This window comes from bacterium (assembly GCA_029210545.1).
Classification (GTDB): Bacteria; BMS3Abin14; BMS3Abin14; order BMS3Abin14; family BMS3Abin14; genus JARGFV01.
The window spans coordinates 1-15773 of the sequence record JARGFV010000058.1 but is presented as its reverse complement, the minus strand read 5'-3'; the positions used below and the strand labels follow the sequence as shown (position 1 = coordinate 15773).

The window sequence follows — 15773 nt, the reverse complement described above, 5'->3', positions numbered from 1 at the left end:
AGAAGCTGTAACGCAGAGGGCCGCAGGGAGCGCCCATTCCGGGCGCTATCGCTGAGATCCGCAGAGGAAAACTAAACATTTAAGCCAGAACAAAAACTATTTTATCTCACGCTCGTTCGTCATAGTAGACCGTGTGACTCACTAAAGACGCCCCTCGACTTAGCTCCCCTCGACAGGCTCGGGACAGGCGGGACAGGCAAAGCACGCCAAGAAATTCCTAAAGTCAGGTCCTCCTCACCGAAGCTGTTGAGTCCTTCCATCCCAGGATGAAAGTAAGCTTTAATCGTGGTCTGGAAGGGCTCAACTAGCTGATTTCGAGGAAATCCTTCTCCCCATGGCCTGCCCTGAGCTTGTCGAAGGGGAGAAGTAAGGTGAGGAGTACGACTTACCCTGTGAAACCCTGTGGTAGGGACTGGGAGTGTCCCTGCTGTGGTAAATTTGCTTTAGCTCTCCTCTGCGGAACTTTGCGGTCATTGCGGCCTACCAGCGGGCCGCCTTTGCGGCACTCTGCGTTAAGGCTTTAGAATTTCGAGATTGCCACGTCATCACGCCATCCGTCTTCGCTGAGCTTCGCCGTGACAAGCAGGCATGATTCCTCGCAATGACAACAATTCTCAATCCTCAATTCGCAATTCTCAATTGCCTTTAAAGGTTGTTCTCTTTCCCTAGCCCGTCCAGGAACACCTCGGCGCCGCCGATCTCGAGGGACCTCGAGGAAGCTTCCAGGATCTGGACCACGTGGTGCCCTGCGGCTCCGCTGGAAAGGGAGGTCTCGCCTGTACGGATGCAGTCCAGGAAATGGGCCGTTTCGACTTTCAGCGGTTCCGTCTGCTTGATCCAGGGCGCGTGCATGTCGCCGTAGTGGTAGGCGTAGGTGAAGCTGGCAAAATCGTCGTAATGAGGCGGCGCCTCCACACGTTTGTCGTAGATCTTGATCTTTTCCAACGGTTCGTTGTCGTCAAACACCAGCATCTTCCTGCTGCCCACGAACACCATCTCCCGGATCTTGTTGGGATCCAGCCAGCTTGAGTGAATGGTGGCAAACCCACCGTCGTCAAAGTTCAGACACAGGCTGGTCACATCCTCAATTCCGGGGTTGATGTGAGCCTTGCCCTGGCAGTTGACCGACTTGGGGGTTGTTCCGAAGATGTACAGGATGATCGATATATCGTGGGGAGCCAGGTCCCAGGTAACGTTGATGTCTCTCTGGAAAAGGCCCAGGTTCAGGCGCCGGGAACTGATGTAGTAGATCTCTCCCAGCTCACCCGAATCGATGATCTCCTTGATCATGCGTACCGGGGCAGAGTAGATGAAGGTATGGCCCACCATGAGGGTGAGTTTCTTCTCGTCTGCCAGATCCACAAGTTCGCGGCTGTGAGCCGCCGAGGAGGTCATGGGCTTTTCCACGAAAACGTGCTTTCCCGCCTCGAGGGCCCGCTTGGCGAACTCGTAGTGGAGGTCCACAGGTGTGGCAACCACTACAGCGTCGACGCCCGGGTCGCTGAACACCTTTTCGACATCGGTGGTGGCCTCGACCTCAGGGTAGAGCCCCTTCATGTGGCCCAGCCTGTCCTGGCTGAGGTCGCAGATCGTCCTGACCTTGCAGTCCGGCTGGCCCCGGAAGTTGCGGATGAGGTTCGGTCCCCAGTAGCCGCAACCGATGACAGCGATGTTCAGTTCATTACTCATGTTATTCCTCCCCTTTTGGTTTGTGGATTGATGCGAGATCCATCCACCTTCGCAACGCCTATCGAACAGCTTCGGTGGACAAGAAATCCAGGATCTTAAGATCCAACGGATTAAAAGCTAACTGACCGGCCAGCCTGAGGCTGGAGTTTTGGGTTTTGAGTTTTGGGAAAGTTAAAAGCTGACTAACCACAGCGTGACCACCTTTGGTCACATCACCGTTCGACGCACTTCGTTTGCTCACGGCGGGCAGGGTTACACAGGGGAAAAGCTAAACCTGATTACCGCAAAGGACGCAAAGTTTCGCAAAGGAAATCAAATAATAATCTTAAAACCTTCCCCTCCTCACCGAAGCTGTTGAGCATTGCGACCCTGGATTGAAACTTGTTTCCATCCCGACCTGCAATACTCCATCAGCTGATTTCGAGGAAATCCTTCTCCCCACGGCCTGCCCTGAGCTTGTCGAAGGGGAGAAGTTAGGTGAGGAGGATGTTCTTTACTCTGCGTAACCTTGCGATACGGCCTGGGAATGGCCGTCCTGCGTAACTCTGCGTTAAGGCTTTAAATCCTGAGATTGCTTCGCCCGGTATCAGCTCGCAATGATAACCTTTAATATATTCTCGCGATGACAGCTGCTCACATTTTTACCGCTCCATCCCGCCCGTTGAGGGACGGGACGAAGCGATCCGGAACTGCCTGGTTGCGTAAGTGGAAGTACTTAAAGGAAGAGCTGGCGCACCAGGTCGCTCAGCGACCACTTGCGCGCAGCGCGTGCTACTATGGGAGCGGATGACATACCGGAACGTTTTGCCTTCACCGCGTCCCTGACCTGACCGAGAATGGCCGGAACGGTCTTAAGGGATATGGCCAGATCCATGCCTGCGCTTTTCCGGTTGGCGTAACGGATGTCGAGGCGCATCATCTCCTTGAAGGTCAGACGATTCTTTCCGGAAACCTGCCACAGGCCGGTCATGCCGGGCACGGTGTGAAACCGCTTTCTCTGCCACTGTGCGAACTCTTCGGCCTCGTACTCCAGGCAGGGCCTTGGGCCCACCAGGCTCATCTCACCCCTGAACACGTTGATGAGCTGGGGCAGTTCGTCGATGCAGCTTCTCCTGAGGAGACCGGCCAGGGGGATCAGACGATCATCCTTGCCGGTGTCGAGTTTGGTCATGGCCTTGTCGCCGCTGCCGATGATATCTTTCAGGTAATCCTGGTGAACGCTCACGTTGTCGGAGCCCGTCCTCATGGTGCGGAATTTGATCATGGTGAAGGGGCGGCCCAGGTAACCGACCCTTTCCTGGCGGAAGAACACCGGGCCGGGTGATACTATCTTGATGTAGACCGCAACGAGAGCAAGTATAGGGGAAAAGGCCAACAGGAGAACCGAGGAGCCAAAGACGTCGTAGGCTCTCTTCCAGAGCGGCGGGCCGTCGGGGTGGATCAGGTCCTCCACCCTCTGTACCCTGAACCCAGTTCCCGAATCACGGCCCGTGTCAGATTCCTGGTGATAGGCGGAAGGCCCAGCTGGGCTTTCCATGTTTTTAAATTCGGAAGCTGGCCGCGTCCCGGACTCATGGACACGGTTATCCCCGCCTGGGTACCCCAGATTCTCTTTTCCAGGGCGAAGGTTGTCCAGCCAGGGGTAAGTAAATATCTGGTAAGGGTAACCCTGGCAGGTATCGTGGGCGAGGCTATCTGCTCCCTCTCGACCCGTTTCCGGAAGAAAAACCCCGATGCTGTGATCGTCAAGCCAACCCACCTCATCGGTGGTTCTCATACGCTTCACCAGGAATCTTGCAAGATCGCGCACGTTTTTTCTCAGTTTTTGATCCCGGCCCCGCAGGTCGATGTGGATCAGGGAGAACTCATGGGCATTCCGGTCGCACCGGGCACACTCATGAAGGATCAGGGTGCGGAACTGGTCGGCAGGAAGGAACAGGTCGTCTGTACCTCCGTTGCCTTTGCCGAACATCTTTTTGAGAAAGTTAAGTGCCATAGGCCTATTTAGATAACAAGAAACGTGCCAACATCTGAAAATTGCCAGTTCTTTCAAAACCCCTTATAAATCAGCCTGTTCGCAATTTTCAGATATGGCAATACAGATCAAACTTAAAACCAGAGCGGGGAAATGGGAAAAACTTTACACATACATGGGAAGATGTGAAAAAGTGTGGACTTATTTTTCCGTGCGCCTTCGGTCATTTCCCCAGGTGGAGCCGAAAGCGATAACCAGAGGTCCATGGATTCCGTTTCTTGGCCTGGTCAACTTCAACAGTTTTCTTCCCCCTACTGAGGGGGGAGGACCAAGGTGGGGGTGAGGGAAATAGTCCGGAATGATCCGCCTTCGCAAAAGGCTTCGGCGTGACAAGCCCGGATCAGATTGCTTCGGCGCGACTACTGCCTCGCAATGACAACACAAGGTGCTGGATGCGCTGGATTCCGGATAATCCCTTGGGGACGGGGATTTCCGGAATGACGACTCTTCCGTTACTCCGGCCTTGAGCCGGAGTCCATGGATTCCGGATCGCGACTGCGTCGCGTCCGGAATGACACTGTGCATGGCTCCGCCATACCGTGCATTTGCCGGCATGGTAAAAAAGGTATGTTCGCAGTAAATTCAAGTCTGTCTTACCTGGTGCTTACGTACTGCTATGTGGTGTTCTGCGTTACAGCTTTTGAACTTCTGGATTCCGGCTCATCACGCCTTCAGCGTGACGTCCGGAATGACGAAGGAATTCAATCTGATTTACGCCCTTCTTTGAGTCCTCTGCGTCCTTTGCGTGAGGCTGCTTTTACCGCTTTTACAGGACCCGGGATTGCTTCGCGCAGTATCAGCTCGCAATGACTGCGTGACAGAACCTGGACCTGGTATACAGGCACCTCGATCGTCGCCTGGTACAGCAGCTCCATGAGGACCTGGACCCGCCGGGCGGCCGAATCGACCCTGAGCACCGTGCCCACCAGCCCCCTCATGGATTCGGTGAGGAACTGCACCTTGTTCCCGACGACGATTTCAGGCCCGGTTTCCACGACCCCGTCGTCGTTCATGGCGTCGATGAAGAACTTCATCACAATGTCATTTACTGCCGGCGGGTCGGCATCGCCGAACCTGACCAGGTTTGTAACACCCCTGAGCCACCGGACCTGGTGGTAGTCATCCGGATAGCTCATCCTGACGAATACGTAGCCCGGGAAAAGGGGGACCGTTTCCTCCCGGCGGCGGCGCCATCGGTATTCGACGCGCAGGGGGCAGGCGGACTCAAAGCCGCCCCGCTCGAGCTCCTCTAGGCAGACCTTCTCCTGCCTCGGTTTGGTGGCCAGGACGAGCCACCTGCCTGCCTCCGGCTTATCATTCGTTGTGCGGTGATAAGCGACCACCTGATTTTCAGTCATCGGTCAGGACTCCTTGCCGGACCCGTAGTAACCGTAGTTGCCGTATCTCTGACCCGGCACCTTTTTGATCCCGTTGAGGATGACTCCCAGGATATTGGCGCCTGCCAGGGCCTCACGGGCCTGCTCCAGATCGGCCATCCCGTCCCGGCCGGACTTCATCACCAGCAGAACACCATCGCTGTGACGGGCCAGGACCGCCGTCTCCGGCATTGGAAAGGCCGGCGGCGCGTCGACGATCACATACCTGAACCGGCGGCGGAGGTTCTCCAGGAGAACCTTGAGTTCCTCTCCCTTGAGGCGATCGGCATAATTGTCCGTGAACCGGCCGGAGGGAAAGTAGATGAGGTCGGAGATCCCCGTGTTGACCAGCACGGAACCCGCTCTCCTTTGCAGGGTCAGCACATCGGAAAATCCCGGCAGTTCCTTGTCGGACATCCCCAGGTACCGCTGGCAGGACGTGTGACGGCTGTCTGCGTCCATGAGCAGGACTTCGGGCCCGAAAGCCTTGGCGAACACCATGGCTAGGTTGATGGCGCACACCGTCTTCCCGGCACCCAGGTTGGCCCCCGTCACCAGGATCACCTTCCCATGGTCGGTGGGCCCCTGTCCCTCAAGGACATACTCGATCCTGGACTTCAGGAAACGGAAGTACTCGCTTTCGATGGATCTCGGCCTGTGGTAAACCACCATCCGCTCGTCCAGCCGCAGCGGCTTGGGAAACTTCCTCGCGGCCCCGGTTCGTGCCGGATCCAGGTCCATGCTTTCACGCATCAGGTTTCGGGAGATCGCACTGGAAAGGTCCTGATCAGGCATCACAGCATCCCTTTGATGTTAAAGGTTATGGTTTGTAAAACTACTTTAAGGTCCACCAGGAAGAGCTGGACCATGAGCAGCAGGACGACCATTGCCGCGGCGCAGCCCACGGCCACGTAGATCCTCCTTGCCCGGTGCCTTTTGCGTTCAGACGGGGCATCCAGGTAGGGAAGCCCCATGACGATGGGGTAGTGGACCGAGCCCTGGAGCTGGCGCAGTGAGTAAAAGGCCGGGAACAACGTTTCCATGAGCATGGCCAGGCCCACTCCCAGGCCCAGGCCGCCTGCGAAACCCATGGCCAGGATCTTGGGCCGGTTGGGCAGGAACGGTTTTTCCGGAAGGTTGGCCTGGTCGAGGATCTGGAACTTTTCCCCTTTCTGCCTTTTTTCCAGGTTCTCCGAGAGCCGGGCTTCCTGCTTCTTGTTGAGAAGATCATCGTAGTTTGCCTTGGTGTTCTCGTAGTCCCGTGTCAGTCCCAGGAGCTGTTGCTCCCTCGCAGGCGCTGACTCGACCCGCCGCTGGTACTGGACGATCCGCCGGCGAAGGTTCGCTTCCTCCTCCTGGAGAGCGGAAAGACGCGGCCGGGTCTCGTTGAGCTGGCGGCGCAGGTTGGTCATCTCCGTAGAGTAGGCCGGGATCCGGCTCACCGGAGCCGGTGTCGTCGGGTGCTGATCGGTGGCTGCAAGGTTCTCGGTCACGCTCCCGAGGGTCTCTTCCAGGCGGCTGAGCTCCTTGCGGGCGGCAATGAGGTCCGGGTGGCGATCGGTGTAGATCGCCTCCATGTTGGCAACTCTCTGGCGCAGGACGTCCCGCTGCCCGATGATCTGGTCCAGGGTCGTGTTGGTGACCGGCTGCTGTTCCCCCGCTGAGTTGGTGATGCTGGTAGCCACGCTGATCTGTCCTTCCAGGCGGCTTATTTCCCGTTCTATGAGCATGACCCGGTCACCCACCTCCCGCTGGGCTTCCTGGTTTCCGGAAAGCTGCAGCTGCAGGTTGTCGAGCATCCTCAGGTTGGCGTCCAGCTGGTCCGGCAGCTCCCCCATGAAGCTTTTCTTGTATTCCTGGATCGCCTGTTCCTGCTCCTCGAGGACGGTCTTGAGCTTTTCCAGCTCCTCCTCGATGAAAAGGGTCGTCCCCTCGGCCTGCAGTTCCCGAATCTGGAGGCTCTCCTCGATGAAGAGGGCCACCACGCTGGACACCGCCAGCATCGCCCTGGTGGGGTCACTGTGGATGTAGTGGACCATGAAGAAGTTGCCATCCCTGCGGTCAGGGACCTCGATTGTGAGGTCCTTTCTCATCCTCGTCACCAGCATCTCGCTTGGGAGCCCCTCCGCCATCATCCCGGGGTAGAGGTCAAGCTGCTTGATGACCTTGAGGAGCTTGGTGCGGCTTGTCAGCTGCTGGGTGATGGACCGCATGCGGTCCTCGATGTCGGTGGTCACCGTTGAACGAACGTAATCGGAAGGGACCCGCTGGGGCTCGATGAAGATGGACGAACTGCTGCGGAACTGGTTGGGCAGGTAAAGGCCGTACATGGTAACCGCAACCGAGATCACAATGAACGGGACCAGGATGACCCATTTTCGTCGCCAGCCGATCTCGATCATCTTTTGAATCTCGTTGCCGGTGTTTTCAGTCTGCATTCGATCTCGCCCCTGTATCCGTTTCGGCGGCCGTCACCGCACCCGCTAATCCATAGTCCCCGACAGGTTGATCCCGATCCTGTTCTCGCTAAGGTCGTAAGCTTCATCAGAGCTGTTTCTGACTTCCGACAAGGCGGTCAACCCGGCGGACCAGCGCGGCCCAGGCTGCCAGATCATGCTGACCTGGCAGGAGGTCGTCACATCGTCCCTGTCGACAGTCTCATCTCCGAAAAGTTCTGTGCGCCTGTAGAAAACGACTGGTTCTACAGAAAGGTTCCTCGCAGCTGTCCAGGCAACGCCTGTTTGAAGAGTTGCGTTTTTCGACCACGTCACCTGGTCGCTGAGGGGGTCCGGAAGCCGGGTTTCAAAATTTGCGCTGACCGTTAAACGGGCCTCCCGTGTGAGGTCCCCGCCCACAGCTACCTGAACCCCGGGTTCCGTAAACCTTTCATCGTTCCCGGTGGTCACCTGGTCGATAAAAACCCCGTATTCCTGCTGCCACTGGGAGGAGCTTTGCCATCGATAAGTGACTCCAGCCCCGATCCTTTGAGATCTTTCGATACCTGTATCGGCTTCCTCGATCCGGGACCCGTCCCATCTCAGTCGGTACACCATCGATGATGAGGCAGACAGTCGCCGGTTCAGGGCAATCGAGGCCTCATCCTCCACCCAGGAGTTTCCGAGCGCCGCATCCTCACCATCCGTCAGGCCGACAATCCACTCGATAGAATGGGTCCTGTCGATTGCTGTCGACATGGTCAACACTGAGACAGACTCCTTCAGGTCACGATCCTCCCTCTCCTCCGTCCTTGCCGAAAGGCCAATCTCCCAACCGGAGATAGGTGAGTTTCGGCTGACAAGGTTGATCACTGCCAGGGACCGGTCCGTCAGCAGGCGCCCCTGATTCAGTTCATCCGGATCGGGAGGGACCGTCTCCCGGGAGGTTTCAATAGAAAGATCGGCAGCTCCGGTGGAAGACCAGGGAAGGTGGGCGCCCAGCCTGAAACGGCTGATCTCTTCGTTGTTCAAGGTCGCAGCCTCAACGGTCTCCCAACCTCCTTCGATGAGAAGGTCCAGGGTTTTGGGACCCCAGGGTTCCGTGATCTCCAACCCCACCGTCTGGGTCAGGATGGTCCCGGATATCTCGCTGCCGGCGGAGGCGCGCTCAATGTTGTCACTGGCTGTGTAGTCAGCGCGTCCCGTCAAACTCACATCCAGGGCCATCGCCATGTCAGCTGCTCCTGTCCCCACGATCAGCACCGCGATAAAGGGCCAATACCTGGCAGTTCCTGACCAAGTGGTCCATCTCACGGCACCACCAGGGTGTCGCCGCGCTCGAGAACCACGTTGCCCTTATCCGCCGAAGACTTGAGGATCTCGGTGTAGCTGATGGTTATCTTCTGTTGATCTGCCCCGGAACCCCTGACGAGAAGCATCCTGCCGCGGTCGGCGAACTCCGTGAACCCGCCGGCCAGCGCCAGAGCCTGAAGAACCGAGAGAGTGCTGTCGACAGGGTAAACGCCCGGCCTTGCCACCTCACCCAGGATGTAGATCCGGTTGGAGGTAGTCTCACGCACGATGGCACTCACGTAGGGAGATTCGATGAAAAGCTGAAGCTTCTTTTCCACCTGCATACTGACGACGTCCGTGGTCATCCCCTCGGCCAGGATATCGCCGATGAGGGGCATGGAGAACTTGCCGTCCGGCCTGACCCTGTACTCCCCTGACACGTCAGGGTTTTTCCACACGATAACCTCGATGAGGTCGCCGGCGCCTACGAGATAATCGCCACTGCCGGTTACCTGGGCTGCGGACGCCTCCCCCTCACACCAGCCGACGGATCCCATCGCAAGGGAAACACACAGTACCAGTACAAGGACAACACCTATTTTTCTATTAGCCTTCATCGAGTCCCGTCCTCTTGATCTTGGTGAGCAGGGTCTTGTAGCTGACCTGCAGGATCTGGGCGGTTTTCTTCCTGTTCCACCTCGTCTGCTGCAGGACCCTGGAGATCGCCTCTTTTTCAGCGGCGAGGGCCGCCTCCTTGGCGATTCGTTTGAGGTCGATCCCTTTTTTGAGGTCGATCCTTTCAGGGGTCATCGCGGGGGCCTGATCCGGGCCTGCTTTCACATCGATGTCGGCCCGGGAGCCCATCAATTCCCGCTGGCTGCTGTCGAAAACCGCGTTCCCGGGGAAACCGTAATTTTTCACCCTCTCGCCGTTGACGTGGCCCAGCAGGTTATCCCCCCCCAGCACTGTCGCTCTCCTGATGGCGTTTTCGAGCTCGCGGATGTTCCCCGGCCAGGGATAGGTGTAAAGGAAGGACTGGACTTCGGGGCTCAGCCGCACGGGGCGGGTGTTGTACTGGCGGGAGAACTTGTCGAGAAAATATTCGACGAGGGACCCGAGCTGGTCGAGCCGCTCCCTGAGGGGCGGTATGTGAAAGTGGACGACATTGAGCCGAAAGTACAGGTCGTCCCTGAAGGTCCCGTTTCTCACGCACTCCTCGAGGTCCTGGTTGGTGGCCGCGATGATGCGCACGTCCACCGAAACCTCCCCGGTGGATCCCAGGGTAGAGAACGTCCCGTCCTGAAGAACGTGGAGCAGCTTGGACTGGAGGGGATAGGACAGTTCGCTGATCTCATCCAGGAACAGCGCCCCGCCGTCGGCGACCTCGAACTTTCCCGGCTTGCGCCGGTATGCTCCGGTAAAGGCGCCCTTTTCATATCCGAACAGCTCGCTTTCCAGAAGCTCGGAGGGGATAGCAGCGCAGTTGACCTTGACAATGGGCCCCTTTCGGCTGGAGCGGTTGTAGATGTACTGGGCGATCATTTCCTTCCCCGTACCGCTTTCCCCCGTGATGAGAACCGGCAGGTCCGCATCCAGGATCTTGTCCATGACCGATTTTAACGCCTCCATTTTTGCCGATCCGCCGAAAACGATCTCTTCCGGCACGGGGGCCTGTTCGCCCGCCGAATCGATGTGGCGGACGGTCTCCTTCGGGATATTCCGTCCGGTGCCTGCCTGGCCCAGTTTCCGGATGCTTCCGACAAGTTGCTGTCGGTTCAGCGGAGGTACCAGGTAGTCGGATACTCCCATGCGCATGATGCCCACGGCATCTTCCTCGAAGCTGTTGCAAACAAAAACGACGGGCGTTTCCGGGAACCGCTCACGCACGATGCCCAGGAGCTCCACATCCTGCCAGCTGTTCCGGTGGCACTCGAAGATCAGGCAGTCGCACGGGTTCCCCCTCAATTTCCTGAGGAGGTCCCCCGTATCCCGGCAGATCTCCACCGCCGCTTTCAGATCGGTTGCCAGCCAGTCCCGGTAATCCGGAACGGAGGAATTGTCAGAGGCGATGAGGATCCTCATGTCGGCTCCCTTGGATTTTCATGGGTCTGCAGGTCTGACGTTAACAGGGTCGCCAAAGTCCTGCCGGGACTCTGGCTCCATTCTCGGCGAAGAGACAGTCCGGGAAAAGCAAGATATATGCCAGTGCGGATGAGTTTTGCATGAAAAATGTCGGGCGGGAACCGAAAACGAGAGAAGCGATGATATTAAAGGTAAATAAATACACTCACGTTGGCGGATGGCTCATGTAAATATCTTCTTCCGGCACATATTACAACCGGACGGCAGTTTGTGGGCATAAAAAAACACAAAATAGGTAAAAGTTTATTTAGTATGGAAAAGTTTACCCAGTCGTGTCGGTTTGGTCGATCCCGCAATCCCTGATCTTGTAAAGGAGGGCCTTATAGCTGATCTTGAGAACCTTGGCGGCCCTGGACTTGTTCCACTTCGTGGCTTCGAGGACCCTGAGGATCGCTTCCCGCTCCGCCTTCAGGGCGGCCTCCCTGGCCACCTGCTTGAGACTCACGACTTCCGGTGGATCGTCCTGCGGGGAATCCTGCCGATCATCCGGGCCGGGTTCCGCAGCGGTCCTGGTATCGACGCTTGATCTAACCGGTATGACATCGGTGGCCTGGCCGCTTTCCACCAGCTTGCCAAGAACCACATAACGGCTCACCGCGTTCTGCAGCTCCCGTACGTTACCAGGCCAGTCATGTCGCATCAGGAACTCCATGGTCTCGTCGTCAAAGCTTACGAACTTGCCGAACTTCTGGCTGTTAATGGCCAGGAAGTTGTCCGCCAGCAGCGGTATGTCCGACCTCCTTTCTCTCAGGGGCGGGATGTGGATCCTGATGACGTTGAGCCTGAAGTACAGATCAGGCCTGAACCGGCCCGATCGAACCAGCTCTTCGACATCCTGGTTGGTGGCGACGATGATGCGGGCGTTGGAGCGCTGCATCCGGTTGCTTCCAAGCCGGTTGAACGCGCCATCCTGGAGAACATGGAGAAACTTGGCCTGGATCTCCTGGGCCAGTTCCCCGATCTCGTCGAGAAAGAGCGTCCCGTTCTCGGCCTTTTCGAACCGGGCGGGTTTGGAAGCGACCGCCCCGGTAAAGGCTCCCTTTTCAAAACCGAAAAGCTCGCCCTCCAGGAGGTTGGAGGGTATGGCGGCGCAATTGACCTTCACGAAGGGCCCCTGGGACCGCTGGGACCGCTGGTGGATCTCCCTGGCGACGACCTCCTTGCCCACTCCGCTTTCACCCGTGACCAGGACGGGAACGTTGGTGGCCGCCACCTGCTGGATCGTTTCCATTATTTCGGCCATGGAGTTGCTGTTGTACAGGAACGGGATCTCGTCCCGGAAAGTGGACTTCCGCTTGAGGTACTCGAGTTCCATCTGGAGTTCGCGAAACTGGAGGGCCTCGTTGACGGCCACCTTGATCTCCTGCATCTTGAACGGCTTGTGTATGTAATCGAGGGCCCCTAGCCTCATGGCCTTGACCACGGTGTCAATACCTTCAGTGGCCGAAATGACGACGGTTTTGATGTGTGGATAGCGGCGCCGGACCAGTTCGAGGAACTCAAGGCCTGACATACCGGGGAGCATGAGGTCCAGGATAATGAGTTCCGGAACCGCCCCCCGGTCGAACTGGGTGAGGGCTTCGGCACAATCAGATGCGGCCATCACGTGGTAGCCGTCACCGATAAGGGTGTGCTTCAGGAGAGCCTGTATGTTCAGATCGTCCTCGATGACCAGTAGCGTGTGGGCTTTCCTGCTGTTTTCATTACCCATGGTAAAGATATCGGCATTCTCCAATCAAGTAATCCGCAGACCAGGAAAAGATCAGGACCAGTATCGTTCCAGAACAGGATTGTGTAAAAAATTACTCAATTTGTAAATATCTTTGGTGCGCAAAGATGATCCTGAATATAGGCCGGGTGCACGCGTCTTCATCGCTGTCGGAGAGGATCAGCACTTACCAAACGCTTAATGATCGTGTCCAGGTCGTCATCAAGGAGCGGTTTGAGGAAGTAACCAAGGGCGCCGAGCTCCTCGCACTCCAGCCGGTCCTTGAGGCGATCTGAACTTGTCAGCACGAAGGCCGGCATCTTCGCCAACTCACCGGAACTGTGCAGTCGGTGGAGGAACTCCTGTCCGCTCATCCCGGGCAGTTTAAGGTCCACCAGGAGGAAATCGGGAACGAAACTGTTGTCGTCTCCCCCGGAAAGTTTCCTCAGGGCCTCCTCGGCCGTGCTGAAAACGCGCAGCTCCCCGAGATCCTCGCAGCCTTCAATGGTCCTGGTGATGAGAAAAACGTGATCCGGATTATCCTCAATAAGGGCTACTTTAAAACGTTTCATGGATCGGCCCCCCGGTGAGAGTAACACCATGCCCTTATAACAGAAGCGGGCACGGGAGGAAAAGAGGGGGGAAGGGAAAAACAAGTGGAAAGCGGAAAGCCGAAGGCCCTGAGTCACGCCAACTTGTCACGGTGAAGTTCGAAGAACGAAGACGGACGGCGTGACCGAAGGGGTGGAAAGTGGAAAGGACTCTTGCAAAGGCTTACCTGTAACCTGGGACCTGATTCAGGTGCCCTTCGACGCGTCCCTCTCTCGGTGCCCCTGCTGCCGGCACCTCGCCCGGTCCTTGCTCAGGACTACCACCCCCCGACAGGCTCAAGCAGTGCATTCCCTATTGACCCCGAGCCTGTCGAGGGCTGGTGCCGAAGCCCGGAATCGAACCGGGACGGGGTTGCCCCCGGAGGATTTTGAGTCCTCTGCGTCTACCAGTTCCGCCACTCCGGCACGGTGCGTATTATAGGTAGAAGAGGAGCTGATGGGAAGAGGGGAAGAGGAGGGAGAAGAGAAGATGGAAAGGGGAAAGTGGCAAGGGGACGGGTCCGAATTCCGTTTGTAGCCGCGAAACCCCTTGTACGCCATCCGGGCCGAACTATTGTCCGCCTCGGTGGCCGGCTCGTCCATATCCACTGTGTATGACTCGTGACCTTCAGCACGCAGAAAGGTCAAGAAGACACATCCATCTTGTGCAGGTTCAGTTTCGGTGGCCTGGAATCGCAAAGCTTCAGTGGGTGTCACTGCGAGGTGGCAACTGCCCGAAGCAGTCTCAGGCTCTGCCATCAGTTACCCGGGATCGCTTCCCCCGGGCAGGTTTCTCTCACCCCCACCTCGATCCTCCCCCCTCAGCAGCCGCCTTCGCATAGAGCTTCGGCGAGCCATGGGGGGAGGAAGGATAAGGAAGTGAGCCTACATGAGGGGGAGAGGGAGAATAAGGAAAGGGGCTATTGGCAGGGGGAGGAAGGATAACGAAGTGAACCTGCATGAGGGGGAGAGGGAGAATAAAGAAACCGCGCTGTAACCTATCACCTAACAGATCATAGCTTGTCCCATACATTTCTGATAAATTCCTCCCATGAAAACATTCATTATCGTCATCATCGTCATTGTTGCCGCATGGCTGGCCCTTATGCTGGGTCTCAAACTCGCGGCAAGGGTCCTGAGGAAAGGGGCCGTTAAAGCCGCCGGGGCGGCCCTCGCCGGTGAAACGGTCCGCATGACAACCGACAACGCCAGCTATCTGGGAGCCGATTTCCCCGGGCCTAACCTTCCCCCGCGGACCAGCGGTGTTCTCGCCGTTACCGACACAAAGCTCTTTTTTCTGCCATGGTTCCCCCGGAAGGCCATCACCCTGCCCCGGGCTACCATCGCCGAGGTCAGCCTCAAGGGCTCTTTCAGGGATATGAGCTACAGCATTCCGCTGTTGACTATCAAGGTCAGGGGAGTGGGAGACCCCCATGGGACCATGACCTGGCTCGTCCACGACCCCGCGCAGTGGGAGAGGGAGATCAGGTCGATCCTCAAATGAGGGTCGACGACACGGGGACACGGAGACACGGAGAAAAAAACCGGAAGGGGGGCCGCAGTGAAACATCTTTCCCCGCGTCACCCTTTCTCCGCGTCACCCCTTCCGGACGGACAATACGAAAGAAGAAAAAGGTCTGTGGCTCGAAAGTCCACAGACCTTTTAAATGTATAAATCTCAGGGAAGTTGTCCGTCCGCTATTTTTTTCCCGGCCTTTTCGCCGTCATGGCGTAATGCCCCACGAAAACAAAATGTTCCCTGACGCTGTCGAAATCCGCGAAGGCGAGGTCCTGGAGGATCTGCCCTTTCGACACTCTCTCCCTGACAGGCGGGCCGACACCCAGGTCTTCCTCGGGATCCCAGTCGATGACCAGGAGGGTCCCTCCGGGTTTGAGGATACGGTAGATCTCTTTTAAAAAGTTCAGCCTTCCCTTGACCTCGTGATAAACGTTACCGAGGTTGACGAGATCCACCGTGGCGTCATCGATGGGGATCCGGTCACTCACCGTCTGACGGATCTGGATATTGGTCAACTCCAGGCTATCGACCCTCTTGTCCAATTCTTCAAGGGCCGGCGTACTGCGGTCCACAGCGATGATCTGACGGGAGTTCTTCCACTTCTCGGCCATGGGGAGAGTATAGAACCCTATACCGCAGCCGATATCAGCGCAGATACGCCAACGCAAGTTGCGCACCAGACCAAGAAAATCGTCAATGTTCTGGAGGGACTTTCGCTCGGGGGATTCAAGTTTGGCAAAATCACGTGCACTGATTACCAATATAAAACCTCGATACACCGTAGTGTTAAAAGTATAGTGCCTGCCGGTCGGCGTACGCAACCCCTAATACAGTCCAGGTTCCAGGACCCAGAGTTGATGACTTCGCAAAAAGCCATCAACGCGCCCCGCGCGGGGCGCCCAAATCAATGACCCGCCGCGCCTGGGAGAGGCGCCCGGATCGATGACCGGAAAAAGCAGCCGCGCCTGGGAGAGGCGCCCGGATCG

Annotated in this window: 13 protein-coding genes and 1 tRNA gene; 2 read left to right on the top strand and 12 right to left on the bottom strand. The window is 57.3% G+C overall.

Features of this window, described 5'->3' with window-relative positions:
• Positions 1 to 645: 645 nt before the first annotated feature.
• Both P1S46_07670 and P1S46_07665 read right to left on the bottom strand, forming a co-directional pair.
• Positions 646 to 1689 (bottom strand): Gfo/Idh/MocA family oxidoreductase, encoded by a 1044-nt coding sequence (locus P1S46_07670; protein ID MDF1536364.1) that lies wholly within the window; start codon positions 1687 to 1689, stop codon positions 646 to 648.
• A 715-nt stretch (positions 1690 to 2404) separates the two neighbouring features.
• Positions 2405 to 3226, bottom strand: a complete 822-nt coding sequence (locus P1S46_07665) for a sugar transferase (GenBank protein ID MDF1536363.1) — start codon at positions 3224 to 3226, stop codon at positions 2405 to 2407.
• A 36-nt stretch (positions 3227 to 3262) separates the two neighbouring features.
• Here P1S46_07665 and P1S46_07660 point away from each other — a divergent pair, with 36 nt between their 5' ends.
• Entirely contained in the window at positions 3263 to 3697 is a 435-nt protein-coding gene (locus tag P1S46_07660) for a hypothetical protein (GenBank protein MDF1536362.1), read from the top strand.
• A gap of 728 nt (positions 3698 to 4425) precedes the next feature.
• On the opposite strand, the gene P1S46_07655 is transcribed toward P1S46_07660, so the two are convergent.
• From P1S46_07655 to P1S46_07615, 9 genes are all read right to left on the bottom strand, one after another.
• Entirely contained in the window at positions 4426 to 5082 is a 657-nt protein-coding gene (locus P1S46_07655; protein ID MDF1536361.1) for a transcription termination/antitermination NusG family protein, read from the bottom strand.
• 3 nt (positions 5083 to 5085) lie between these two features.
• On the bottom strand, positions 5086 to 5895 hold the full coding sequence (locus tag P1S46_07650; GenBank protein ID MDF1536360.1) for a CpsD/CapB family tyrosine-protein kinase: 810 nt from the start codon (positions 5893 to 5895) through the stop codon (positions 5086 to 5088).
• A complete protein-coding gene (locus P1S46_07645) occupies positions 5895 to 7538 on the bottom strand; it encodes a GNVR domain-containing protein (GenBank protein MDF1536359.1) in 1644 nt (547 codons plus the stop codon). Before P1S46_07645 ends, P1S46_07650 begins: the two co-directional genes overlap by 1 nt.
• Before the next feature lie 45 nt (positions 7539 to 7583).
• Positions 7584 to 8849 (bottom strand): hypothetical protein, encoded by a 1266-nt coding sequence (locus tag P1S46_07640; protein MDF1536358.1) that lies wholly within the window; start codon positions 8847 to 8849, stop codon positions 7584 to 7586.
• Positions 8846 to 9445 carry a polysaccharide biosynthesis/export family protein gene (locus P1S46_07635; GenBank protein MDF1536357.1) on the bottom strand — a complete coding sequence of 200 codons (600 nt, stop codon included), beginning with the start codon at positions 9443 to 9445 and terminating at the stop codon, positions 8846 to 8848. Before P1S46_07635 ends, P1S46_07640 begins: the two co-directional genes overlap by 4 nt.
• The gene (locus tag P1S46_07630; GenBank protein MDF1536356.1) at positions 9435 to 10910 is read right to left on the bottom strand and encodes a sigma-54 dependent transcriptional regulator; all 1476 of its coding nucleotides are present in this window, start codon (positions 10908 to 10910) and stop codon (positions 9435 to 9437) included. Before P1S46_07630 ends, P1S46_07635 begins: the two co-directional genes overlap by 11 nt.
• Before the next feature lie 322 nt (positions 10911 to 11232).
• On the bottom strand, positions 11233 to 12705 hold the full coding sequence (locus tag P1S46_07625) for a sigma-54 dependent transcriptional regulator (GenBank protein MDF1536355.1): 1473 nt from the start codon (positions 12703 to 12705) through the stop codon (positions 11233 to 11235).
• Between the two features lie 134 nt (positions 12706 to 12839).
• On the bottom strand, positions 12840 to 13250 hold the full coding sequence (locus tag P1S46_07620) for a response regulator (protein MDF1536354.1): 411 nt from the start codon (positions 13248 to 13250) through the stop codon (positions 12840 to 12842).
• A 357-nt stretch (positions 13251 to 13607) separates the two neighbouring features.
• Positions 13608 to 13694 (bottom strand) — tRNA-Leu (locus tag P1S46_07615).
• Positions 13695 to 14319: 625 nt separating this feature from the next.
• On the opposite strand from P1S46_07615, the gene P1S46_07610 reads away from it, so the two are divergent.
• Positions 14320 to 14772, top strand: coding sequence for a hypothetical protein (locus tag P1S46_07610; protein ID MDF1536353.1), 453 nt, complete (start codon positions 14320 to 14322; stop codon positions 14770 to 14772).
• A 194-nt stretch (positions 14773 to 14966) separates the two neighbouring features.
• Here P1S46_07610 and P1S46_07605 read toward each other — a convergent pair whose 3' ends face one another.
• On the bottom strand, positions 14967 to 15455 hold the full coding sequence (locus P1S46_07605) for a class I SAM-dependent methyltransferase (GenBank protein ID MDF1536352.1): 489 nt from the start codon (positions 15453 to 15455) through the stop codon (positions 14967 to 14969).
• Positions 15456 to 15773 lie beyond the last annotated feature (318 nt).